Raw genomic sequence first — 25,021 nt, 5'->3', positions numbered from 1 at the left:
CCTTCGGTTTTTTCGTATTTCCTCGTGAATTCTACGAAATTTGCCGAACGTGCAACTTTTTTGATAGAATTTAGTCTAATATATTGGTAGTTTTCGCCACGGTATTCTTTTTATCGGCTGGAAGTCGCAATCACTTCCAGCTTTCTACATAAAGCAAAAAAATTACAAGATTTTGAGGTGCAAAATGAAATTTTTAACGGCTTGGTTCACCCTATCGATCGCGTCGCTCCTGTTGCTGCCGGCCGTAAGCTCGGCTGCCGCTCCGTCCAAGTCACCTACGCCGAAGTCGTCTAAGCCGCCCGCGCCGCCAGTTCAATTGGTTTTAAATGGAAAAAAGCTCGCGCCGGAAGTTGCTCCGCGCAACGTGGACGGGAGTGTCATCGTGCCCGTTCGTATCATTGCAGAAGAACTCGGCTCCAAGGTTACATGGGACGAGAAGCAGCGAAAGGTTACGGTAGTCAAAGATGAAACCAATATACAGTTGTTTATTGACAAAAAGAATGCAACAGCAGGCGGAAAATCGTTTCAGCTTGAGGCGGCGCCCACGATCATCGAAGGAAATACGATGCTGCCTGTACGATTCGTAAGCGAGCAGTTAGGGGTAAAAGTATCTTGGGACGAACGTAACCAAGCGGTTAATTTGTCTACGCCGGAAAAGAGCAAAGACGATAAGACTCCTTCGAAAACGGATAAGCCTGACGTAAAAGAACCCGGCAGTGTGCCGGCCGATGGCAAGCCCGCTTCCTCGTTCGAGCCGGACAATACGGTGAAGGCAGGGGATAAGCCGGACAGCGAAAAGAAAGCTGGGAAGGACAACGGCACTTCGCCGTTGCCTGGAGGAACCTCGCCAGCGGGAGGGACATCGCCGGCGAAAGGCGGCTCCGGGCAGATGCTGGCCTGCATCCCCACAGCCGGGGGCATGCAGTCGACGAGCGCCGGCGCAACAGCGGCCGCAGGAAGCCAGCAGGCAGCAAACGGCGGTACGCAAACGGCCCAGCCGGCGAACGGTAACACGCAAACGGTGGCTGGCAGCGCTCAAGCTTCAAACGGAGCTGTGCAAGGGTCGGCAAACGGAACGGAACAGCCGGGAAGCGGGGCCCAGCAGACAACGAGCGGGATGCAGCCGCCGGCCGCGGGCAAGCCGGAAACGGCTGGCGATAAAAAGGCAACGAACGGCTTGGTTACCGTACAGTCGATTTCGCTGCAAGGCGATACGTTGACCATCAAAACGTCGGATTGCGCCAGAAAGCCGAGTATATTCCGTTTGGCCAATCCGGACCGGATCGTTCTGGACCTGCCCAACGCGCAGCTTGACCCGGCGCTCATGGCCAAGCTCAATCCGCAAGGCGAAGGAACTTTGCCGGATAAGAGCGAATTTGTCACACAAATTCGTTATTCGCTATTTTCAAAAGAGGCGTCTATCGTTAGAATGGTATTAGATTTGCCGCAGAAGGGGGAGCTTCGCTTAGCCTCCGTGCAGCAAAACGGGGAAATTACCGGGAAAATATCTTTCGGTAAAACCCGCTACCGTGTCTTCATAGATCCTGGACATGGTGGCAAGGATAACGGCGCCAGCTCGCTGAATAAGCGATACGAGAAGGATTTCGTTCTATCGCTCGGCCAGAAGGTGGCGGCACTGCTGGAGAAGGAACCGAAGATCGAAGTGACGATGACCCGCTCGAACGATACGTTCATCGAACTGGAAGAACGCCCGAACCTTGCGAATAACGCCGACGCCGATTTGTTCGTCTCGATTCATGCCAATTCCGCAGGAAAAGAAACCGTCGGCGGGACTGAAACGTATTATTGGACGGAGCAAAGTCTCGATTTTGCCAAGTTGATGCATAAGTATCTGGTCGAGGCTACCGGTTTTCCGGACCGCAAAGTGAAGCAGGAACGTTTTGTTGTCATTAGGAACTCAACGATGCCGGCCGTACTGCTGGAGATCGGCTTCTTGACGAATCGATCGGAAGAGGAACTGATGTATCAGGATGCTTTTCAAAGCAAGGTCGCCGCATCCATCGTGACTGCCATCAAGAAGCAGTTGAATCTCGAGTAAGGAGTGGGTGACGATGCACAAGACATGGCAAAAAGGAATGGCTGCTGCGGCAATCGCGGCTCTGCTGCTGGCAGGCTGCGGAACAAGCAAAGCGCCGTTACAAGGCACCGCAGAAACACCGCCCTCCAAGAGCGGACAGACTGCGCAGCCCGGGACGGGCGGAGACAAGACGACAACTCCGACGACTCCGCCGGAGACATCCACCCCGAAGCAGGACCCGGAAAAGAAAGAGCTCAAGATCAAAGTGTATTACAGCGATGCCCAGCTTGAGAAACTGGTTCCAAAAGATGTGACGATCAGCATCAAGCAAGATCAGGACAAATATTTGGCCGCACTTAACCAGTTGAAGAAAAGCCCTGACGACAATACCATTCCATTATTTAAAGGATTTACGTACAAAAGCGTCGCGTTGAAAGACGGCCAACTGAACCTTGACGTGTCCATTGCAGAGGACGGAAGGCTGGGTTCCGGCGGGGAAGAAATGCTATTGGATGCGCTGCAGAAGACGATGTTCCAGTTTTCCGAAGTCAAATCCATTGAAGTGCTGGTTGACGGAAAGCAGGTCGAGAGCTTGATGGGACATATGGATCTGCCGCATCCGATCAAACGCAGCCAAAGTTAACGCACATCATGAACTGACATAAGTCGATCGAGAGGAGCTATTTCATGAAAAGCATCAATTCCAGACAAGCACGCAGACTGGCGGCAGCTGTTTTGGCGCTGTCGCTGGCGTTCGGAAGCCCGGTCTTTGCCGCCGCGGCTGAAACTAAAAGCAATATTTCGACGGGAAGCTCCGTCAACTCCCAGCGCTTTACCGACGTCGGGGACCAGCACTGGGCGATCAAGCATGTCACCAAGCTGGCTTCTCTCGGGGTGATTGAAGGATATGAAAAAGGGGAATATGGTCCAGAAAAATCCGTATCTCAGCAGGAAGTCATCGTTATGGCACTGCGGTTTATGGGCCTTGAATCGGAGGTAGCGAAGAGCAAGGCAGGAACAGCGCTGCCTTTCGCTGTAGACAATTTCTTCAAGCCGTATGTCGCCTACGCGATCGATCGCGGCTTAATTAATATTCAAGAGGAAACTGCAGACGGCACAAACGCCAAAACGGCTTGGGGAGCTAAGGAAGCATCCCGCGAATGGGTAGCCAAGCTGGTCATCCGCGCCATCGGCAAACAGGAGCTGGCCAATCAGCAGGCGCAATCCTCTTCGTCATTTACGGACAGCAAGAATTTCTCGTCGTGGGCGGCCGGTTATATCAACGCGGCGGTATCGCTCAAGATCGTACAAGGCTTTGAGGATAACAGCTTCAAGCCGAAGGATAAAGTGACCCGCGCCCAAATGGCAACGTTCCTAAGCCGCGCGGATAAAGAAGCGACCTCCCGCTCCTCCCGGGTTGTTACCGGATATGTGATGGAGATGACGGACCGCAAAATAAGCGTGCTGAATGCCAATGGGCAAACGACGGAATATACGCTGTCTTCCGATACCGCCCTCTATAGCGGCAAAGATGACAGCCGGATTTCGCTGTCCAACATTAAGCTCACGAACGAAGTGTATCTGGTGCAAAATCAAGGCGCGGCGCTGTACATAGAACTCACCAACGATCAACAGAAGATGGAAACCTACGAAGGAACGCTGGCAGAAATATTCACCGACCGGATGATGGCCTCGATTCAGCGGAACGGAAAGAACGAGCTGTACGATTTGTTCCCGACCGTCACGGTGACGGATAAAGACGGCCGCGGCCTGAGCTTGAGCTCTTTGTCGCCGGGAAGCATCGTCGAATTGAAGCGGAATACGCTGCTCAAAGAATCGAAAATTTCGCAAATCGTACTTAAGCAGACGCCGGTCAGCAAAACGTCCGAAGGTACGGTGCTCAGTCTGAACAAAGATTCAAACCAAGTGACATTCTTGGAGCAGGGGACTGGGCAGAACGAATCGTTTACGCTCACTGCGCGTACGGTCGTGAAGCTGCAGGACGGCACGACGGCGGACCTCTCGAAGCTGCGCGTCGGCGACGCGGTCAGCTACGAGGTGAAAGCGAACGAGCTTCAAGTCGTTTCCGTGAAGAAGCCGGCTGATTTTAGCCAATCTGTCGAAGGAACGATGGCAAGCTTAAGCAGCGACAAACGGATCTTGACGATTAATAAAGCAGGCGGCTCGCTCGGAGCCTATCATATCGCTGACAATGCGATTATAACGATTGACGGGTTGACGAATCCAAGCTTGTTCGACATCGAATCCGGCGATCAGTTGAAGATGGATCTGGTAAACGATAAAATCGTTAAAATTTCCGTTACCAGCCGTTCGGTCAAGCAATTCATCTATGCGACGATCCTTAGTTATGACGCCAATTCCAAAGTGGTGACGATCAGCACCGAGAGCGACGGAGTAGGGGCATATCGGCTGACGGATAATACGACCATCCGCTTTATGGGCGGTCCGATACAGCAATCAAATTTCCAGAGCACGTTCATAGGCAGCGGCAACGACAAGAAAAGAGTGGACCTGAAAGTGTCCAAAGATAAAATCGTGCAGATCGAAACGACAATGAATGTGGAAGGCACGATCGCTCAAATCAATACGAGCAATATTACAAACGACTTGACTATCCGTACCGCCGGAGGGCAGAACTTAACGTTCAAAGTCAATTTTGGCGCACCAGTGGAAATGTTTAACAAAACGAACGGCACCATTTCGGACCTGAAAGTCGGCGATGCGATTCGTTTGACGCTCACAGGGAATCAGGATTTCGTAACAAACCTGATGGCCAAGAAAACGGGCGTGTACAAAGTGCTGGTCACCAACTCCAGCACGAACCAAGTCACTGCGAAGGACGAGACAGGCTCTCAGTTAACGTTTAAAGTGGAAAACAACGATCAAATCATTAACCCGGGCAAGCAATCCCATGCCTTCTCGGATATTTTGATCGACGAGTATGTCAAAGCCAGCTTTAGCGGTACCAAGCTCGACAATCTACAATTGCTCAATTCGGTGCGCGGCAAAGTAACGAATGTGGACGTAGCGGCAGGCACATTGACCGTTCAGGACTTCCAAGGCAACATCCAGGTAATCACGGTCGGCCAGCAATTCACCATCAGGCAGAACGCCAATACGTCCGCCGCGTTGAATACGATCAAGCAAAATGACCGGGTGGAGATTATCCGGGACGCGAAAGACAAGGCGATCATTCAAGTGGCGACCGCAACAAAGCGGACGGTATCCTCTTACGATACGGTGCTGAATCAATTGCTTCTGAAGCCGACGGCGAATAACGACAAGACATCGTACAATTTATTCGCTAAAGCGTATTTGCACAAAGGCACCCAAACGGTAGCGCCAAGTACGTTTATGGAGAATGAAGAAGTGATGGTTTACGTGATCGACGATAAAATTTTCGAAATTGAAAAGCCCTAATCGGTTTATTTGAAACTTTTATCCGGTTTGAGCCGTCTGTGTAGTGAGAACTTCTCGCTGCATAGGCGGTTTTTTCGTAAAAAGTTCGCATTTTGTCGGCATTAGTCATTGATTCGACTGCTGTGTTTCGGTAAACTGTAAGAAACAGGCGAAAGAAAGGACAGGGAGCATGAATCAGTCGCAAGCGAGAACCATACTGGATACGATTGCCGAAATGTTCCCGGATGCCCATTGCGAGCTAAACCACTCGAATGCGTTCGAGTTGACGATCGCCGTCCTGTTGTCGGCCCAATGTACGGACGAGACGGTCAACAAAGTTACCGCCACGTTGTTTCAGAAGTACAAGAGGCCGGAAGACTATTTGGCCGTGCCGCTCGAAGAACTGGAACAGGATATTCGGCGGATCGGTTTGTTCCGGAACAAAGCCAAGAATATTCAGGCTTTGTGCGCAATGCTTTTGGACAAGTATAACGGGGAAGTTCCCCGTGAACACGAGAAGCTGGTGGAATTGCCGGGCGTTGGACGCAAAACGGCGAATGTCGTCGTTTCCAATGCTTTCGACGTGCCTGCTATTGCCGTCGATACGCATGTGGAACGGGTATCCAAACGGCTCGGGCTTGCCGGGGTTAACGATTCGGTGCTCGAAGTGGAAAAAAAGCTGATGAAACGGGTGCCGCGCGAAGAATGGACGCAGACGCATCACCGGCTTATTTTTTTCGGACGCTATCACTGTAAAGCGCAAAACCCCAAATGCGAGGTTTGCCCGCTGATCGATCTTTGCCGAGAAGGTAAAAAACGAATGAAATCGAACTCGAATAGGAAGCCTATACCAAAAGCGAAAGCAGCTGTCAAAGCTGCAAAAACTAAAGAAGCGTAATACGAAAGGATAGGATTAGAGATGAAATGCATATCGGTCTACACCAGCGATTTTGAACTGTTTTCGGATATTTACGAGAAGGTGCTTGAGACTCCTTTGCAGGAAAACGAAGAGAAGCAGGTTGAAGGCGTCGTTGTAACGGAGTCGGGAAGCGTACCAGAAAATTACTTGAACCGCATGAAGCAGCGTCCGGAAGTTGTCGTCATGAAAGTAAAGGATAAAGACATTACGATTTTGCAGCATCGCGATGTTTTCGAAATATTTATTCCGGAGACGGAAAATATGGTACACTAAAAACCGAAGCGATTCGGTTTTTTCTTTTTGTTCGGAAAGCAAAAAAGATAGACGACAAGCGCTTGGTTTTAGACAGAGGATGAACAGGGGCAGGAGAAACGATGAATAGCGAATTGACTATAGCAGAAGCAACGTCTGTAGAAACAGGGAACGTAGAGGGGCTGCAAGGTGGGACCCCGCAGGATGAAATGTTTGCGGCGGTTCGCGGGCTGCTCGCGCAGGTAGAACAAACGGGGGACGGAGAGCACGGAAAGAAGCTGCGGCAGCTGTTGGCGAAAGCGCAGAGCGAGCGGCTTTATTTGGCGTTTTGCGGGCACTTCTCGGCCGGTAAATCGAGTCTTATTAACCGGCTGTGCGGTCATATGCTGCTGCCGTCGAGTCCGATTCCGACGAGCGCGAACATTGTGAGCATCGTGAACGGGGAAGCCGGGGCACGGGTCATTTACCGCAGTGACGAGGCGAGCGATCAGGCTCAAGGAATGGGCGAGCCGCGATCCGAAACGGTGCCGTTGGACGAGTTGGCGGAGCATTGCCGTAACGGTGAAGCGATCGAAACGGTGGAAATCCGATATCCGATCCCGTTTCTGGGAGAGCATGCGGCGCTGCTGGATACGCCGGGCATCGATTCGACGGATGACGCGCATCAGTTGGCGACGGAATCGGCGCTGCATTTGGCTGACGTTGTGTTTTATGTGATGGATTATAACCATGTGCAGTCGGAAATCAATTTGGCGTTTGCGAAAAAAATGACGGAGTGGGGCAAGCCGCTCTATTTGATCGTGAACATGATCGATAAGCATCGCGAGCAGGAACTGTCGTTCGCCGCATATCAGGAAGGCGTGCGCGAAGCGTTCGCCAGCTGGGGCGTGCGGCCGGACGGAATCGTCTATACGTCGGTCAAAGTGCCGAATCATCCGTCCAGCGAGTGGAGCAAGCTGGAGGGGCTGCTCGGGCAGTTGATCGAGCTGCGGCAGCCGCTTGTGCGGCTTAGCCTTGAGAAGTCGGCGCGGGCGCTGGCAGCGGCGCACGCCGAGAAGATGGCCGAGCGCAATGAGCCGGCCAAGGAAGCGCTGCGCGAGCAGCTCGCTGCCTCCGGCGAAGATCTGGACGCTGTCCAAGCGGAGTATGCGGAGACAGGCGCCGGGCTGGCGCGGCTGGAGTCGCTGCCTGCGGAGCTGCAGGCAGCTGTGCGTAAAGACGTGGCGGCGGTACTGGACAACGCCAACGTCATTCCGGCCGTGACGCGGGACTTCGCGCACGCGTATTTGGAAAGCCGCCGACCCGGCTTCAAGGTAGGCTGGTTTGGCGCCGCCGCGAAGACGGCGGCGGAGCGAGAGCAGCGGCTTGCTGCGCTGCATAAAGATTTTGCGTCGCAAGTGGAGACGCAGGTGGCCAGACACGTGCAGCAGACGGTCAAAGCGAAGCTGGAAGGCCACGGCCTGCCGGCCGGCCCCATTACCGAGGCGGCCGACCGGATCAACGTGGAGCTGACGCCGGATTGGCTGGCCGGTCAGGTGAACGAGGCCGCGGTGTTTGGAAACGAGTATACGTTGACGTACTCGAAGCAGATTGCCGCGGAAGCGAAAAGCTTGTACCGCAAAGAGGCGTACGCCGTCAGCGACGAGCTGATCGCGGCACTGGCGGCCGCCCTGCAGCCGCGCCTCGCGGCGCTGCGCGCGCAGCTCGCCGAGCTCGATGCGCGGCTCGCAGGCCTGCGCGAGCTGGAGCGCCTCGCGCAGGCCGAGGCCGCCTACGGCGCCGCGCTGCTCGCGCAGCTGCCGGCAGCGGCTGCGCCGGCGCTGCCCGCGCCCGCGGCTGCGGCGGGCTCGCCTGCGGCAGCGGCGGCTGCGCCGCAGGCCGCGGCGCCCGCCGGGCGCGAGTCACGCGAGTCCCTCGCGTGGCTCGCGCAGCGGGCGGGCCGCGGCGACGCCGATGGCGGCGCGGACGCGCTCGCCGCAGGCGGACACCGGCGGCGGCTGCACGAAGCCGCCGCGCGCCTGGGCGGCGCCGCGCAGGAGCTTGCCGGCGCCGCGGCGCTGCAAAGCATCCGCCGCTCGCTCGAAGAGAAGGCGGAGCGGCTGGCGAACAACCGCTTCACGATCGCGCTCTTCGGCGCGTTCAGCGCGGGCAAATCGTCGTTCGCCAACGCGTTGATCGGCGAACGGGTGCTGCCGGTATCGCCGAATCCGACGACTGCGGCGATCAACAAAATCATGCCGCCGGACCCGGAAGAGGGCTGGCCGCACGGCACGGCCAAAGTCCGAATGAAAACGACGGAACGGCTGGCCTCCGATGTCTTTTATTCGTTGGAAGTTTTGGGTGTATCTGTAAATTCGATGGATAAGGCGCTGGCTGCGATTCATAAGCTGGCAGCCGATCAAGTTCCGGGCAAGGGCAAGCCGCATTATGCGTTTCTGAAGGCCGTCGAGAAAGGCTGGGCGGAGATGAGCCCGCACCTAGGGCAGGAGCTGCGCGTTACGGCCGATGAGTTCGGCCGGTATGCCGCCGACGAGGCTAAGTCTTGCTTCGTCGAACTGATCGAGCTGTACTATGCGAACCCACTCACCGAGCAGGGCGTCGTGTTGGTCGATACGCCGGGAGCGGATTCCATTAACGCGCGTCATACCGGCGTTGCGTTCGATTACATCAAGAACGCCGACGCGATTTTGTTCGTCACGTATTATAACCATGCGTTTTCCCATGCGGATAAAGAGTTTTTGCTGCAGCTCGGACGCGTAAAAGACAGCTTCGAGCTGGACAAAATGTTTTTCATCGTCAATGCGGCAGACTTGGCTTCCTCTGCCGAAGAGCTGGAAGGGGTCGTCAAGCACGTCGAAACGAACCTGCTCCAGCATGGCATCCGGCATCCGAGGATTTATCCGCTATCGAGCTATTATGCGCTTGAAGGGAAAATCCAGGAGGACCGGGAAACGGTCGAGCAATCGGGCATTTTACGCTTCGAGCGGGAGTTCGTCCGCTTTACGTTTGCGGAGCTGACCGAGATGGCTGTCCGGGCGGGCGATGCGGATATCCGCCGTGCGGCCGATGTGCTCCAGCGCTGGATGGACAGCGCCCGGGCGGACGCTTCCGAGCGCCGCCGTCAAGCCGAAGCGCTGCGTACGGCGCTTGCCGAGGCCCAGAAGCGGCTTGCCTCCCCGGACACGGACGCGGAAGCCCGCGAGCTGTCCAAAGAAATTCAAGAGCTGCTGTACTATGTCAAGCAGCGTACGTCCTACCGCTTCGGCGATCTGTTCAATACGGCCTTCAACCCGGCTGTATTCCGCGACGACCGCCGCGATTCGAAAACGGTCATGCAGTCCGCTTGGGAGGACCTGAGACGGATGCTGTCCTTTGACTTGAACCAGGAAGTGCTGGCGACCACGCTGCGGATCGAGAACAAAATCAACCGTATAGCGGGTGACGCCTCGAAGAACTGGTCGGAAGCCGTCCGGACCGGAGGAATTCCGTCCTTTGAAGCTCCGGGGTTCGAGCCGTTTAAACTGAAGACGCCCGAGCTGAACGCGATGCTGGAGGCAGCAGACGTACAGCCGAAGTGGCTGGCAGGCTTCTTTAAAAATGCGAAGCATTTCTTCGAAGGCGACGGGAAAGCGGAGCTGCGCCGGGAGCTGGAAGCCCGGCTGAACGGGCCGATGACGCGTTTTGCCGATACGCAAGCGGCCTTTCTGGAGGACGCCTACGCAGAGCAGTTGCGAAGCGTGATGCAGGAGCTGGCGGCAAGACTCCGGCAGGCGCTGGAGGAGCACGGCGAAGGGCTGCTGGAAGCGCTCGAGATGAAGATCGACTTGAACGAGCTTCAGGCGAAGCACGGCAAATTGTTGAATTTTATTGGATGAAATGACGATATTTTTAGACGAATGAGCCACATTTTTATTGAGTGCTAAACGGTTACATCCGAGGTTGTCCGATGGCGGGCGACCTCGGATTTTTGTTTTTGTGAAAGGGCTTTCATTTGAACGATTTCGTATTATTCGGGAGAAATAGTAGCACTGTGCTTCCATATTGTGACGATTTGAAGGAATACTCTGGGAAAACCAAGATTATGGAGCAACCTGTATTTGCCGCCCCTTGGGTATGATGCTACACTTCTTCTCATAGCTGAAACGCTTTCGGAGCCATCATTCCGCTTCGAAAGCCATTTTTGCTTTTGCGGCTCTAAAGCCGTATTCCATGAGAAAAAAATGTGTCGGCAGAGGCTTTGCGCAGAAAGGAAGCGCTCTCGCAGCAAAGCCCGGAGAAGGAGGAGCTCCATGGAAGTATTTAAGCAGCTGAAGGAGTTTTACTGGTCGGAACGAAGGTTTCTGTACGCCTCGATCGTTTGCTTAATGACGGCAACGGCGCTGGGACTTGTGTACCCGAATCTGCTTCGGTACTTGATCGACGAAGTGATTTCGAAAGGGCAGTTCTCGGCCGTTCCGTACTTGGCGCTTCTCGTGGCCGGCGTGATGATCGTCAAGGCGACCTTTCAGTTTCTGCACGGCGCGACCAGTGCGCGGCTCGGCAACCAAACCGCATTCAACCTGCGGGCCGCCCTTTACCGGAAGCTGCAGTACTTGTCGTTTCAGTATTACGACAAAGCGCGCACAGGAGATTTGATGTCGCGCCTTACGGCCGATCTGCAGGCCGTAAGGGATTTTATCGGTTTCGGCTTCGTCCAGATTTTGAACGTGATCATGATGTTTGCTTTCGGCGTGATCATGATGGTGTCAATCAATTGGCAGCTTACGCTCCTCACCATGATTTGCATGCCGTTTCTCGTCTACACGGCGATCCGGTTCGAGGGGAAAATTCATCCGGCGTTCCGGTCAATCCGTCAATCGATGAGCAGTATGACGACCTCCGTGCAGGAAAATATCACTGGGGTAAGGACGGTCAAGTCGTTCGCAAGAGAACCGCATGAAATTGACAAATTTGCCGAACGCAACGGAAACTACAAGGAAAACAACGTATTGACCGCAGGCATTTGGGCCAAATATTTTCCTCTGATGGAGCTGTTCGCTAACCTGAGCGTGGTCATTTTGCTCGGCGTCGGCGGTTGGATGGTGATGAACGAAAGCATTTCGCTCGGGGAGCTTGTCGCCTTCTTCAGCTTGATCTGGTATATCATCGGCCCGATGTGGGGCATTGGCTTTCATATCAACAACTTCACGCAATCGAAAGCGGCCGGCGAACGGCTGCTCGAAGTGCTGCATCAATACGAACACGTGAAAAATAAAGAAAATGCGCTCGTTTTGCAGCCTGACAAGGTACAGGGCCACGTCCGTTTCGACAACGTAACCTTCGCGTATACGGATAAGCATCCGGCGCTCACCGATTTCAATTTGGATGCGCCTGCGGGCTCAGTCATCGGCCTGCTAGGCGGTACAGGCTCCGGGAAATCAACGGTCATTCAGCTTCTGCTTCGGGCCTACAATGTGAAAGAAGGTCGGATTACGCTCGATGGAACGGACATTCGCGACATTACGCTGGAAAGTTTGCGCAGTCAAATGGCGATCGTTTTTCAGGAGACGTTTCTGTTTTCTTCCAGCATCAAAGGCAATATCGCTTACGGTGTCAACGACGTGAGTATGGAAGAGGTCATTCAGGCGGCGAAGCTGGCCAAAGCGCACGATTTCATCATGGAGCTGCCGATGGGCTACGATACGATCGTAGGCGAACGTGGTCTGGGCCTATCCGGCGGGCAAAAGCAGCGGATTGCGATTGCGCGGGCGCTGCTAAAAAATCCGAAAATTTTAATTCTCGACGATGCCACGAGCGCCGTAGATATGGAAACCGAGCACGAAATTCAACGAGGGTTCGAAGAGGTGATGAAAGGCCGCACGACGTTTATTATCGCGCACCGGATCTCTTCGCTGAAGCATGCGGATGAAATTTTGGTGCTGGATGAGGGCCGGATCGTGCAGCGGGGCACCCACGCCGAGCTCATGAAGCAGGAGGGGCCGTACCTCGAAACGTACAAAATTCAATTTGCCGATCAGCCGGAGGATATCGATGCAGGGCCGGTCTATGAAAGGGAAGGTTCTGCCGGTACCGAAGAACAGGCTAAACACAACGACTCGACGGCGGAAGTGGCTGCTGCCTCTCAAGCCAACGTAAGGAGGTTTGCACATTGAGCGGACAACGGAACAATACATCCGGCGGTTCGAAGCCCGAAGGCGAGGAACTGCTGAAATCCCGGTTCGTCTATCAAGACGACGAGGAGCTTGACAAAGGATTCGACTGGATTCAGGTCAAGCGCGTCGGTAAATATATGAAGCCGTATACGAAGCAGATGGCGCCCGTCATCCTGATTATGATGGCCGTCGGCGCTCTGACGAAGCTGCTGAATCCGCTTCTGATCGCCTTTGCGATCGACAACGCGCTGAAGCAGAAGGACGGCAAGCTGCTCGCGCTCTGCGTAGGCACCATGTTCGTGCTGTATATCATTCAATGGCTCGCGAACAACTACCGGATCCGGTATACGAACGAGATCGGCCAGCGGATCATCTACGATTTGCGCCACGATTTGTTCAGCCATATTCAGCGGCTGTCATTCCGCTTTTTCGACAAACGTCCGGCCGGCTCGATTCTCGTTCGCGTGACGAACTATGTGAATTCGCTTCAAGACTTGCTGACGAACGGCGCGGTCAACTTGATGATCGACTGTGTGCAGCTGATCGGCATCATCTTCATCCTATTATTTTACAATGTTAAGCTGGGCGCAGCGATTATTGTCACGGTTCCGATCATGTTCCTGATTTCGACACGGGTGCGCGTAAAAATTCGCCGCGCCTGGCAGGTCGTCCAGACGAAGACGTCGCGCATAAACGCTCATCTGAACGAATGCATCCAAGGCATCAAGGTGACGCAGGCGTTCACGCAGGAAAAGCAGAACATCGCTTATTTCGAACAAATGAACCAGGATAACCATAAATCGTGGAACCGCGCTTCGACCCTGAACCAGTCGTTTAACCCGATCATTGAAGTCACCGGTGCGGTCGGCTACTTTATTTTGTTCCTGCTTGGGGCCTATTTCATTCAAAGCGGGGAAATGACTGTCGGCTTGTTCGTAGCTTTTGCCTCGTACATCGGCAGCTTCTGGGAGCCGATCAACCGGCTCGGCCAAATGTATTCGCAGATGCTTATAGCGATGGCTTCGTCGGAGCGGATCTTCGAATATATCGACGAGCAGCCTAACGTGGCGGAGAAGCCGTCGGCCCGGCCGCTGCCGACGATTCGCGGAGACATTGACTTCAAGCAGGTGGAGTTCGAATACGAGCCAGGACGGCACGCGCTGCAGCGGATCGATCTGAACGTGAAGGCGGGCCAATCGATCGCGCTTGTCGGTCATACCGGTTCAGGCAAAAGCACGATCATCAACCTGCTTTGCCGCTTTTACGATGTAACGGGCGGCAGCATTGTCATCGACGGTCACGATATCCGCGACGTGACGATTCAAAGCTTGCGTTCGCAGATCGGGATCGTGCTTCAGGATACGTTCATTTTTTCCGGGACGATTCGCGACAACATCCGGTTCGGGCGGCTCGATGCGACCGACGAGGAAGTGGAGGCGGCGGCCAAGGCTGTCCGCGCTCACGAGTTTATCGTGAATTTGCCGAACGGCTACGATACCGAGGTGCAGGAGAGAGGAAACGTGCTGTCGATGGGGCAGCGCCAGCTGCTTTCGTTTGCCCGGGCGCTCCTGGCGGACCCGCGCATCCTCATTCTGGATGAGGCGACGGCCAGCATCGATACGGAGACGGAGCTGAAAATTCAAGAAGCGCTCAAGACGCTGATGGCCGGGCGCACGTCCTTCATCATCGCTCACCGGTTGTCGACGATTCGTCATGCCGATCATATTCTCGTCTTGGATCACGGACAAATTATGGAGCAGGGCAATCACGAGGAATTGATGCATCACCAAGGTATTTACCACGGACTGATCCAAGCGCAGTACCGCTTTTTGAAAGAAACGGGTTAACAGATTGCTGGCCGGTGTGGTATGATTGTTAACGTGAACAATACCCACCGGAAGCGCATTTGTCAGGCATTGGTCTGTTTTATGCGCTCTCATAATTCAAAGGAGCTGACATCGTTGTGAAGAACAAGTTTGCGGCACAATTGTATACTCTGCGTGACGAGCTGGAGAAAGATTTTTCGGGCGTGCTACGGGAGCTGAAACGGATGGGCTGGAGCGGTGTACAAATTTCCGGTTTGCGTGGCTATACCGCCGAAGAAATCGCAGCCGTCCTCAAGGAGACGGGGCTTGGCACCGCAGGAATGCACGTTAGCTATGAAGCGCTGCAAAACGAACTTGAAACGATTGTCGAGCAGGCCAAGCTGTTCGGTACGCGAGACCTGATCTGCCCGTTCATCGTTGCTGACCTACGAGGCGAAGAAGGGTACCGGGCGGTACGCGGCAAGCTGAACGAAGTGGCAGGGAAGCTCACTCCGCTCGGCTTCCGGCTCAGCTACCACAACCATGCGTTCGAGTTCGAGACGACCGTGAACGGGGTATCCGCGCTCGAATATTTGCTGGAGCCGTCCAAGGACAACGCCGTGCTGGCTGAAGTCGACGTGTACTGGGTGAAAAAGGGCGGCCTCGATCCGGTGCCTTTTATCCGCCCATATGCCGGCCGCATGCCGATCATTCACCTCAAGGACATGTCGAATGACGAGCGTCAGACGTTTGCCGAAGTGGGTACGGGCGTTATCGACTTCATCCCGATTCTGCAGTGGGGCGAAGCAAACGGCATCGAATGGTACGCGGTGGAGCAGGACGTTTGTCCGGGTAACCCGCTGGATAGTCTGCAAATCAGCTTAACCAACCTTCATCGCATGGCCGATCAACTGGCGTCCAAGTAAGCGGATCGTCGTGTTATGCCTGCCCTCGTCGTTTTTGCGCAAGCAGAAACGTCGGGGGTTTTTTGTTTTTTTGTCTACTCGGCGCACCTCTGACATATACATGGGGAAGTGAACTTGTTCGCTGGTCCGAACATCGAATCGATCCGTTAAGGGAGGGAAGGGCGTTGAAAAAGCGCATCGTCACACCCGGCTTGCTGCTGGAGCTGTTGCAATGGGGAACGGCCTTTGCGGTCATCGTCGCCGTCTTGATCTCGGGCCGCTGGTTTGCAAAGGCGCAGCCGGTCTATCGGTTTGACGTGTTTTTGGACGATCAGCATGTAGGGACGGTCAGTGACCCGGAAATCGTCAAGCAGTGGAAGGCGGCCCGGTATGAAGAAGTAGGGCGGCAATACGACCATGCGCGCGTCACGTCCAATCTGGAGCAGCTTCGGTTCGAAGGAAACAAAACGTTCCAAGGCGCCTACGACAATGATGCGGTGATCGCCGCGCTGAACGATAAGCTTGTTTTTGCTTTTTTGGCCACGGAGATTCGGATTGACGGCACGCCGGTCGGCATTGTGAGGGACGTATTTACTGCCGCTGCCCTCCTGGATGAGGTGAAGGCGCCTTTCTTGAACGCGTCCAAAGAGAAGGAGGTTGGAATCTTGTCGGAAGCAGGCGACGGAAACCGGCCGAAGGTGAAAGTGACCGCCGAGTTTACCCAGGACGTGCAACTGCTCGAAATGGCCGTCGCCCCGGGCAGAGTCGAGCTGTCCGAAGCCGTGCTGAACCGGATTTTAAGCGGCGCCGCCCAGCCTCTCACGTATACGGTCCAGAAAGGGGACTGCATCTCGTTGATCGCACAGCGGTTTCAAGTCGCTGCCGATGTGATCCGGGCGAACAATCCGGAGATTAAGAAGGATTTGATCCGGGTCGGACAAATAATTAAACTTTCGGTCAATCAGCCGCTTTTGTCGGTCAAAACGGTCGAGACGCGTACCGAGCAGGTCCGAATCGCGAGCGGCATCGTCTACGAAAAAGACAGCGAGCTGCAGGCCGGCGTCATTCAGATCGTGGCTAATGGCAAGCCCGGCTGGAAGCAGGTGACCTACGAAGCCGTCCGCGTGAACGGCGAGCCTGCAAGCGAGTCGGTGGTCGACGAAGCGATACTCGAATTGCCGGTACGGACGGTTGTGAAGCAAGGGACGAAGGTGATTCCCGGCGTAGGTACGGGCAAATTCGCCCTGCCGGTGCTGCAGCCCAAAGTAACGAGCGAATTCGGATGGCGTTGGGGGAAAAGTCACAACGGTACGGATTTCGTCTCGGAGCAAAAGGCGATTATGGCCGCCGATCACGGTAAGGTGACGTTTGCCGGCTGGAAATCGGGCTACGGCAACTGCATTGTCATCGATCACCAGAACGGATACGAGACGCTGTACGGGCATCTTAGCAAAGTCGTAGTCCGCGAAGGGGACGGCGTCAAGAAAGGCGATAAAATCGGCGTGATGGGCAGTACGGGAAACTCGACCGGCGTCCATCTGCATTTCGAGATCATCAAGAACGGCCAACAGCAAAATCCGCTTAAATATTTGAGCGTCTGAACTCACAATTTAACGCTTTTCTTCGCATGTCGCCTGCCTCTGATTCACCCTCTTAAAAAATCCCCTCTCCTCCCCAAAGTTTGCAAATCGCGCGGCAAACCGCTACTCTAAAATGTATAGTTACTGAGTTACTGAATTGATCAGTCCTTGCAGGTAAAGCTGCCGAAAACTGGGGGAGAACGCATGAGATCCACGCGATGGTTGTGGCGGACCGTCGGCTTTGCCGCGCTGTTATCGACGGTACTGTGTGCTGTCGGATTCGCCTATGGCATCAATCAGATTATTTTTCCGAAGCCCGCTGCGCGCGACGCAGCAGAAGCCCCGCAGCAGCCCGCTGCGAAACCGAAGACGGACAACTGGGAAGCGAAGGATCAGATCCGCATTGTGGCGCTGGGAGATTCGCTAAGCGCAGGCACCGGCGATTTGTCGGGCAAAGGATATGTCGGCGGCGTGAGGGACAAGCTGGAGAAGCAGCTGGGCAAGCCGGTGTTCGTCTACAATAATTTTGCGATTCCGGGCTATCGGACGGCCGATGTGCTCAAGGATTGGGACAAGAAAGCCGACATCGCCAAGTCGCTCGCCGAAGCGGATCTGGTGCTGCTGACGATCGGGGGCAACGATTTGTTCCAGGGCGGCGCGGGCATCTTTAGTTCGGGCGACGGCACGAACGGGACAAGCGGCACATCGGGCGCGGACTCTTCGAAGTCGCAGACGTCCCAAAGCATCCAAGGCGCCGAAGCGCCGAAAAGCACCCTGGGCTCGCCGGATCAGGAAGCCGGAGCGGGCTTCAATCCGAAAGCGGCAGCCGAGCGTATCCCGGACGCATTGAAGCGTCTGGAGCAAATTTTCGACCGGGTCAGCAAGGCGAATCCGCAGGCGCGAATTTTTTACGTCGGCTTGTACCATCCGTTCCTCGATCTGGACCCTCAACGCGAAGGAGCCCCGGTTATCCGGCAGTGGAACGCGGCTGCGTTCGATTTGGCGAACCGGTACCCGAACATCACGCTGGTGCCGACGTACGATTTGTTCGAGCTGAATTTGAGCAAGTATTTATATACGGATCACTTTCATCCGAACCAGGACGGCTACGACCGGATCGCGGATCGGATCGTCGATATTTTGAAATAGCGGGGAGGACGGAAGCGCATGGCTCAGGCCGGAGAGCAGCATCGGAAGGGGAGAGACGCGGACATTGTTCTGGCGGTCGATAACGTAAAAAAGACGATCGGCAAACGGCTGATCATCAAAGGCATTTCGTTCGATGTGCGCGCAGGGGAGATTTTCGGCTTTCTCGGGCCGAACGGCTCGGGAAAAACGACGACGATCCGCATGCTGGTGGACTTAATCAAGCCGACGGAAGGTTCGATCCGCATCTGCGGCTACGACGTGCACAAAGAGCATAATGAAGCGCTGCAGTACGTCGGCTGTATCGTGGAAAATCCGGAGCTGTATTCGTATCTCAGCGGCTGGGAAAACCTGGAGCATTTTGCCCGGATGCTGCCGGGCGTGGGCGAGAAACGAATCCGCGAAGTGGTCGAGATCGTCGGCATGGACGCGCGCATCCACGATAAAGTAAAAACGTACTCGCTGGGCATGCGGCAGCGTCTCGGTATTGCACAGGCGCTTCTGAACGATCCGAAGCTGCTTATTTTGGACGAGCCGACCAACGGCCTCGATCCGCAAGGGATCAAGGAGCTGCGGGAATTTATACGCCAGTTGGCCGAGACCGGGCTCAGCTTGTTCATTTCCAGCCATCTGCTCAGCGAAATTCAGCAAATGTGCGATCGCGTCGCCATTATAAGTCACGGCGAAGTCATTACGGTCGGCGAGGTGTCGTCGCTTATAGACGAGTCCGTCAGTATGGTTGTCTGGAGCGTGCTCCCGGCGGAGACTGCGCTAAAGGTGTTGCAATCGCATCACGAGGTGCAGTCGGTCTCGTTTGCTGATGAGGCCGGGACGGAAGCAGGTGTACCACGGCTGGTTGCCCTACAAAATCCGGAGGCGATTCCGGAGCTGTCGAGGCAGCTCATGGAAGCGGGCGCAGCGCTCCACGGCATCGAAATCAAGCTTCCGACTCTGGAAGATTTATTCCTGAAGCTGACGGAGGGTGAACGCATTGGTTAGTTTGTATCCACTGGTCAAGAACGAATGCATCAAAATGATCAAAAAAAAGCGGCTGCTCGTCGTGCTGCTTATTTTGGCCGCGATCATCCCGATGTTCACGTATGCGCAAATGAAGGTGGCGGAAAATAACCGGAAGCAGTTCGGAACGACCGACTGGCGGGTCGAGCAGCGGCAGAAGATTGTGGACTATACCCGCAGTCTCAGCAGCGGACGCGTGCCCGAGGAATGGAAGCAGTGGCGCCGCGTCGAAGTGAAGCTGGCCCAGTACTATCTGGATAAAGATGTGAATCCGGCCGAACCGAACGGGGTAACCTTTACAAGAGAGTTTGTGAAAAATGCCGTAAATCTGTTCATTCCTCTCATGGTTATGGTCGTTGCTGCCGATATGGTATCGGGGGAGCATACGACGGGGACGATCAAGCTGCTGCTGACGCGTCCGGTGCAGCGCTGGAAAATTCTCTTGAGCAAGCTGCTAAGTCTGATCCTCTTCACCTCGTTTATCGTTGTTGCGACAGGAGTTTTATGCTATCTTATATCGGGCGTCGTGTTCGGTTACGGGGGCTGGGACATGCCGGTGTTCTTCGGGTTCCAGGTGAAGGGGACGGAGGTCGACTTTTCGTTCGTACGCCCGGTAGACCAGTGGCTGTACCTGATCATGGAATTCGGGCTGGTTTGGTTTGCGGCGCTCATCGTCGCGGTGATGACGCTGATGATCTCGGTGCTCGTCCGCAGCACGGCGGCGGGAATGGGCATCATGCTGGCGCTGCTCATCTCGGGCACGATCTTGACGAATATGGTCTCTTCTTGGGAGGCGGCCAAATATTTGTTCATGGTCAATTTGAACTTGACAACGTATCTCAGCGGGACGCTTCCGCCCATCAAAGGCATGGATTTGCCGTTCTCCTTGGCGGTGTTGACCGTATGGGGAATCGCGTCAGTGATCGTCTCGTTTGCGGTATTCACGAAAAAAGATGTATTGAACTAATCCGATCAAATGTTATAATGTTGCGGAGACATAGGTGTTTTTAGGGAGGCTGCGATGGCGGATCAACTCGATTTGTTTGGAAAAACGACAGCAGCGCCGGCGGACTACGGTGCAGACGATATCCAGGTGCTCGAAGGACTGGTAGCGGTACGCAAGCGGCCGGGGATGTATATCGGCAGTACCAGCACGTCCGGGCTTCACCATCTGATCTGGGAAATCGTCGACAATGCCGTGGATGAGCATCTGGCCAAGCATTGTTCGCAAATCGACGTGACGATCCATAAGGATCAGTCCGTGACGGTGTGCGACAACGGCCGCGGCATTCCGACCGGCATGCACAAAACGGGGATTCCCACACCGCAGGTGGTGTTTACGATGCTTCATGCCGGCGGCAAGTTCGGCGGCGGGGGATATAAAAAGTCCGGCGGCTTGCACGGCGTAGGCGCTTCCGTGACGAATGCGCTGTCCGAATGGCTTGAAGTGGAAATTTACCGCGAAGGCAAAACACACCGCCAGCGGTTTGAATATTGGGTGGACGATCAAGGCAAGGAGCACGTCGGAGAGCCGGTCACGGGCCTGGAAGTGATCGGTTCGACGCGCAAAAGCGGAACAAAGGTGACGTTCAAGCCCGACAAACGCGTCTTTCAGGGCGGAACGACGATCAATTTCGATACGCTCTACGAGCGGCTGCAGGAAATTGCCTTTTTGAACTCGGGGCTGAAGGTCACGCTGACCGATCAGCGCGCGGATAAGCAGGAAGAGTTCCAATACGAAGGCGGCGCCAGCCAGTTCGTGCAGTTCTTGAACGAGGAAAAAACGGTGCTGCATGACGTCATTCACTTCGTAGCGGAGAAAGACGAAATCGAAGTCGAAGTGGCGATGCAGTATAACGACGGCTACACGGAGACGATCGTGTCCTTCGTCAACTCGATTCCGACGCGCGGCGGGGGAACGCACGAAACGGGCTTCAAAACCGCCTATACCCGCGTCATGAACGACTATGCGCGCAAGAACGGGATGCTCAAGGAAAAAGAGAAAAATCTGGACGGGCAGGATCTGCGCGAAGGCATGATGGCGGTCATCAACATCAAGATGGGCGAGGTCGAATTCGTCGGCCAGACGAAAGACCAGCTCGGCAGCGCTTCGGCGCGGAGCGCGGTCGATTCGGTCGTCTCCGATAAAATGGCGGTATTCCTCGAAGAAAATCCGCAGGTCGCGCAGATGATCATGAAGAAGGCGATCCAGTCGGCCAAAGCGCGCGAGGCGGCAAGAAAGGCGCGGGAAGAGGTGCGCAGCGGCAAGAAGGGCAAGAGCGAAAGCTCGAACCTGGGCGGTAAGCTGACGCCGGCGCAATCGAAGGACTATACCCGCAACGAGCTGTTCATCGTCGAAGGCGATTCTGCGGGCGGGTCGGCGAAGCAGGGGCGCGATTCGAAGCATCAGGCGATTTTGCCGCTCAAGGGCAAGCCGATGAACCCGGAGAAGGCCAAGCTGCTCGATATTATGAAAAACGACGAATACAAGGCGATCATTGCCGCGATCGGCGCAGGGGTCGGCCCGGAATTCGACGAGTCGGAAAGCAATTATGCGAAAATTATCATTATGACGGACGCCGATACCGACGGCGCGCATATTCAGGTGCTGCTTCTGACGTTCTTCTACCGGTACATGAAGCCGCTCATCGACGCGGGCAAGGTGTATATCGCCCAGCCGCCGCTGTTCAAGGTGACGAAAAAAGCCGGCAAAAACAGCTCGGTCCGGTACGCTTGGACCGACGAGCAACTGCAGGCGCTGACCAAAGAGCTCGGCAAAAACATCGAGCTGCAGCGATACAAAGGACTCGGTGAGATGAACCCCGACCAGCTCTGGGAAACGACGATGGACCCGGCGACGCGCACGCTGCTGCAGGTGCAGATCGAAGATGCGGCCAAAGCCGAGCGGCGCGTATCTACGCTGATGGGGGATAAAGTCGATCCGCGGAAGCGCTGGATCATCGAGAACGTGGACTTCACGGAATTTGAAGAATAAACGGGGGGCCTTTTGTGAGTATCTCGGAAAATTTTTTGCCGGCCTTTCTGGAAGAGGTTGTAGGCGACCGGTTCGGCCGGTATTCCAAATATATCATTCAAGACCGCGCGATCCCGGACGTGCGGGACGGGCTGAAGCCTGTGCAGCGGCGTATTCTGTACGCCATGTACGATTCCGGGAACACGCCGGATAAGCCGTATCGCAAATCGGCAAAGACGGTCGGGGACGTGATGGGCAATTACCATCCGCACGGCGACGCGTCGATTTATGAGGGCATGGTCCGGATGGCGCAGCCTTGGAAAATGAGTCATGTCCTGGTTGACGGCCACGGCAACTGGGGCTCAATGGACGACGACCCGCCGGCTGCAATGCGGTATACCGAAGCGCGGCTGTCCGAAATCGCGATGGAGCTGTTGCGGGACATCGAGAAGCGGACCGTCCAGTTCAAGGATAACTTCGACAATACGACGAAGGAGCCAGTTGTGCTGCCTTCGCGGTTTCCGAATTTGCTCGTCAACGGCGTCAGCGGCATCTCGTCCGGGTTTGCGACGGAAATTCCGCCGCACAGCCTGCGCGAGGTGGTCAATGCCTGCATTGCGCTGATCGATAAGCCGGACAGCACGCTGGAGGAATTGATGGGCACCATCAAGGGCCCGGATTTTCCGACTGGCGGCATTATTATGGGCTCGGAAGGGATACGCGACGCGTACCGGACCGGCCGGGGCCGCATCTATGTGCGGGCGCGCACGGCGATCGAGGACTTGCGCGGCGGGCGCCAGCAAATCGTCATTACCGAAATTCCTTATCAGGTCGTGAAATCCCGCCTGGTAACGGCGATGGAAAATATCCGTCTGGAGAAAAAACTCGAAGGCATTGCGGAGGTTCGCGACGAAAGCGGCCGCGAGGGTCTTCGTATTGTCGTCGAGCTGAAAAAGGATGCAGATGCGCAGGGGATTTTGGCGTATTTGTTTAAGAAAACCGACCTGCAGGTAGCCTATAATTTCAACATGGTCGCCATCGTCAACAAGACGCCGAAGCAGCTCGGGCTGCGCGATATGCTGGAAGCATACATCGACCATCAGAAAGAAGTGGTCACCCACCGCTCGCGATTCGAGCTGGAGAAGGCGGAAGACCGCGCCCATGTGCTCGAAGGGCTGGTCAAGGCGCTCAATATCCTGGACGAGGTCATCGCCGCAATCAAAGCGTCGAAAAACCGTCAGGACGCCCAAAACAACCTCGTTGCCAAATTCGGCTTTACCGAACGGCAAGCCGATGCGATTTTGACCTTGCAGCTGTATCGTTTGACGAATCTGGAGATTCATTCTTTAGAAAAAGAATGGAAGGACGTTCAGAAAACGATCGCGTACCTGAAAGGGATTCTTGGCAGCGAGAAGAAGCTTCTGGCTGTCATTAAGGATGAAATGTCGCAAATCCGCGACAAGTACGGCATCGACCGCCGATCGGACATCCAGGACGAAGTGGAAGAGCTTAAAGTCAATCTGGAAGTCATGGTAACGGCCGAAGACGTCTTCGTTACGCTTTCCAGCGAAGGCTATATCAAGCGTACGGGCAAGCTGTCGTTTATACGCTCCGGCGGCGAGATTGACAAGACGGGTCTGAAGGAAGGCGACTATCTTCGCTATCTGCTCGACGTCAATACGCTGGAGAGCCTGCTGATTTTCACGCAGAAAGGGCAATACTTCCTGCTGCCGGTGCATCAAATTCCGGAGTATAAATGGAAGGAAAACGGTACCGCCATCGTCAACGTCATTCCGATTTCCAAGGACGACCGCATTATTCACGTGCTGCCGGTCAAGGATTTCGAGGAACCGGGCAAGTCGCTCGTGTTCGTGACGCGCAAAGGGCAGGTCAAACGGACAGAACTAAAGGAATATTTTACGAACCGTTCGACCGGTATCGTCGCTTGCAAAGTGGGCGATCAGGATGCGGTGCTCGACGTCTTGCTCAGCACGGGTTCAAAAGAGCTGCTGCTGGTAACGAAGCAGGGGATGGCCATCCGCTTCAAGGAGGACGAAGTGAATTCGATGGGGCGTGCCGCTGCCGGGGTTCGCGGCATTCAGTTGAAGGATGACGATGAGGTCGTTGCCGCCGATTGGATCGACGGGGACGAAGGAGAAGTCGTCGTCATGACGGAGCTTGGGTATGCGAAGCGTTCGCTTGTAGCGGATTATCCCGTTCAAGGACGCGGGGGCAAAGGGATTATTACGTTCGAATTCAAGGAGGGCAAGCGGGTAAAGCCGAACGGATCGGAGTTGAAAGGCGCTTTTGTTGTTAAAGAGCCGTTCGACCTGACCGCCATCCTCAGTACGGGCGGAAGAGTGACGTTCTCGACCGAGCAGACGCCGATCGATGACCGCAAATCCACAGGGAAATGCGTCGTTCCGGTCAATAAAAATGAAGCGGTAACGGATATTTTGAAGATTACTTAATCATAGCTGGTGTATTGCGGCTCAAGCTTTTCGAGCAGCTCCAGCATCAATTGCAGAACGGCCCATACCGGCATCGAATCGTCCAGCTTTTCGAGCCAGTCTGGGTCGTTTATAATTCCTTTGGTCAATGCGGTTTCTCCGATTTTGCGTTTCCAGTCTTCCATTCCTTTCACTCCTTGTCTTCCATGGATTGACAAGCTCCGCGTATAGGCGAACGTCCCATGTGCAGTATATGTTGAACTCCGTCAAAAGGTACCCGATTTTATCGTTTTATGTCCTAAAATATTCATGGGGTTAACCTTTAAAAAGCCGGAGGTCAATGTTATAATTAGGGAAAAGATT

Annotated in this window: 16 protein-coding genes; 15 read left to right on the top strand and 1 reads right to left on the bottom strand. The window is 54.9% G+C overall.

The features are described 5' to 3' along the window. Positions 1–184 precede the first annotated feature (184 nt). The 15 genes from NI000_RS07350 to gyrA all read left to right on the top strand — a co-directional run bounded on the left by NI000_RS07350 (position 185) and on the right by gyrA (position 24,679). A complete protein-coding gene (locus tag NI000_RS07350; RefSeq protein WP_253409155.1) occupies positions 185–2,059 on the top strand; it encodes an N-acetylmuramoyl-L-alanine amidase family protein in 1,875 nt (624 codons plus the stop codon). A gap of 13 nt (positions 2,060–2,072) precedes the next feature. Then, a complete protein-coding gene (locus NI000_RS07345; protein ID WP_253409153.1) occupies positions 2,073–2,681 on the top strand; it encodes a GerMN domain-containing protein in 609 nt (202 codons plus the stop codon). Between the two features lie 44 nt (positions 2,682–2,725). Further along, complete coding sequence (locus tag NI000_RS07340) at positions 2,726–5,479, top strand: S-layer homology domain-containing protein (RefSeq protein ID WP_253409151.1); 2,754 nt, start codon at positions 2,726–2,728, stop codon at positions 5,477–5,479. Positions 5,480–5,648: 169 nt separating this feature from the next. Further along, positions 5,649–6,356 (top strand): endonuclease III, encoded by a 708-nt coding sequence (gene nth, locus NI000_RS07335; protein WP_054977631.1) that lies wholly within the window; start codon positions 5,649–5,651, stop codon positions 6,354–6,356. Positions 6,357–6,377: 21 nt separating this feature from the next. Next, a complete protein-coding gene (locus tag NI000_RS07330; RefSeq protein WP_010501064.1) occupies positions 6,378–6,650 on the top strand; it encodes a hypothetical protein in 273 nt (90 codons plus the stop codon). Between the two features lie 101 nt (positions 6,651–6,751). Then, positions 6,752–10,504 (top strand): dynamin family protein, encoded by a 3,753-nt coding sequence (locus tag NI000_RS07325; RefSeq protein WP_253409149.1) that lies wholly within the window; start codon positions 6,752–6,754, stop codon positions 10,502–10,504. Positions 10,505–10,918: 414 nt separating this feature from the next. Beyond that, positions 10,919–12,781 (top strand): ABC transporter ATP-binding protein, encoded by a 1,863-nt coding sequence (locus NI000_RS07320; RefSeq protein ID WP_253409147.1) that lies wholly within the window; start codon positions 10,919–10,921, stop codon positions 12,779–12,781. Beyond that, positions 12,778–14,628: an ABC transporter ATP-binding protein gene (locus NI000_RS07315; RefSeq protein WP_375540952.1), complete on the top strand. Its 1,851-nt coding sequence runs from the start codon at positions 12,778–12,780 to the stop codon at positions 14,626–14,628. The genes NI000_RS07320 and NI000_RS07315 overlap by 4 nt, the downstream gene beginning before the upstream one ends. 116 nt (positions 14,629–14,744) lie before the next feature. Next, positions 14,745–15,512: a sugar phosphate isomerase/epimerase family protein gene (locus NI000_RS07310; RefSeq protein ID WP_253409145.1), complete on the top strand. Its 768-nt coding sequence runs from the start codon at positions 14,745–14,747 to the stop codon at positions 15,510–15,512. 164 nt (positions 15,513–15,676) lie between these two features. Then, positions 15,677–17,092: a peptidoglycan DD-metalloendopeptidase family protein gene (locus NI000_RS07305; protein ID WP_253409143.1), complete on the top strand. Its 1,416-nt coding sequence runs from the start codon at positions 15,677–15,679 to the stop codon at positions 17,090–17,092. A gap of 183 nt (positions 17,093–17,275) precedes the next feature. Beyond that, the gene (locus tag NI000_RS07300) at positions 17,276–18,220 is read left to right on the top strand and encodes a GDSL-type esterase/lipase family protein (RefSeq protein ID WP_253409141.1); all 945 of its coding nucleotides are present in this window, start codon (positions 17,276–17,278) and stop codon (positions 18,218–18,220) included. 18 nt (positions 18,221–18,238) lie between these two features. Beyond that, the gene (locus NI000_RS07295) at positions 18,239–19,216 is read left to right on the top strand and encodes an ABC transporter ATP-binding protein (protein WP_253409140.1); all 978 of its coding nucleotides are present in this window, start codon (positions 18,239–18,241) and stop codon (positions 19,214–19,216) included. Further along, positions 19,209–20,201: an ABC transporter permease gene (locus tag NI000_RS07290; protein WP_253409605.1), complete on the top strand. Its 993-nt coding sequence runs from the start codon at positions 19,209–19,211 to the stop codon at positions 20,199–20,201. Before NI000_RS07295 ends, NI000_RS07290 begins: the two co-directional genes overlap by 8 nt. A 54-nt stretch (positions 20,202–20,255) precedes the next feature. Further along, complete coding sequence (gene parE / locus NI000_RS07285) at positions 20,256–22,229, top strand: DNA topoisomerase IV subunit B (protein WP_253409138.1); 1,974 nt, start codon at positions 20,256–20,258, stop codon at positions 22,227–22,229. 14 nt (positions 22,230–22,243) lie between these two features. After that, positions 22,244–24,679, top strand: a complete 2,436-nt coding sequence (gyrA, locus tag NI000_RS07280) for a DNA gyrase subunit A (protein WP_253409136.1) — start codon at positions 22,244–22,246, stop codon at positions 24,677–24,679. Here gyrA and NI000_RS07275 read toward each other — a convergent pair. Then, the gene (locus NI000_RS07275) at positions 24,676–24,843 is read right to left on the bottom strand and encodes a hypothetical protein (protein ID WP_193394500.1); all 168 of its coding nucleotides are present in this window, start codon (positions 24,841–24,843) and stop codon (positions 24,676–24,678) included. The genes gyrA and NI000_RS07275 overlap by 4 nt on opposite strands. Positions 24,844–25,021 lie beyond the last annotated feature (178 nt).

Source organism: Paenibacillus tyrphae (assembly GCF_024158745.1).
In the GTDB taxonomy this organism is placed as follows: domain Bacteria; phylum Bacillota; class Bacilli; order Paenibacillales; family NBRC-103111; genus Paenibacillus_G; species Paenibacillus_G tyrfis_A.
Note: the sequence above shows the minus strand (reverse complement) of the source record. Positions and strands in the feature narration are given on the sequence as shown.

Coding starts and splice junctions, on each gene's coding strand:
- NI000_RS07295 (WP_253409140.1), top strand. CDS start 18,239: ATGGCTCAGGCCGGAGAGCAGCATCGGAAGGGGAGAGACGCGGACATT.
- NI000_RS07300 (WP_253409141.1), top strand. CDS start 17,276: ATGAGATCCACGCGATGGTTGTGGCGGACCGTCGGCTTTGCCGCGCTG.
- NI000_RS07330 (WP_010501064.1), top strand. CDS start 6,378: ATGAAATGCATATCGGTCTACACCAGCGATTTTGAACTGTTTTCGGAT.
- NI000_RS07350 (WP_253409155.1), top strand. CDS start 185: ATGAAATTTTTAACGGCTTGGTTCACCCTATCGATCGCGTCGCTCCTG.
- NI000_RS07340 (WP_253409151.1), top strand. CDS start 2,726: ATGAAAAGCATCAATTCCAGACAAGCACGCAGACTGGCGGCAGCTGTT.
- NI000_RS07275 (WP_193394500.1), bottom strand. CDS start 24,843: ATGGAAGACTGGAAACGCAAAATCGGAGAAACCGCATTGACCAAAGGA.
- nth (WP_054977631.1), top strand. CDS start 5,649: ATGAATCAGTCGCAAGCGAGAACCATACTGGATACGATTGCCGAAATG.
- NI000_RS07345 (WP_253409153.1), top strand. CDS start 2,073: ATGCACAAGACATGGCAAAAAGGAATGGCTGCTGCGGCAATCGCGGCT.
- parE (WP_253409138.1), top strand. CDS start 20,256: ATGGCGGATCAACTCGATTTGTTTGGAAAAACGACAGCAGCGCCGGCG.
- NI000_RS07325 (WP_253409149.1), top strand. CDS start 6,752: ATGAATAGCGAATTGACTATAGCAGAAGCAACGTCTGTAGAAACAGGG.
- NI000_RS07320 (WP_253409147.1), top strand. CDS start 10,919: ATGGAAGTATTTAAGCAGCTGAAGGAGTTTTACTGGTCGGAACGAAGG.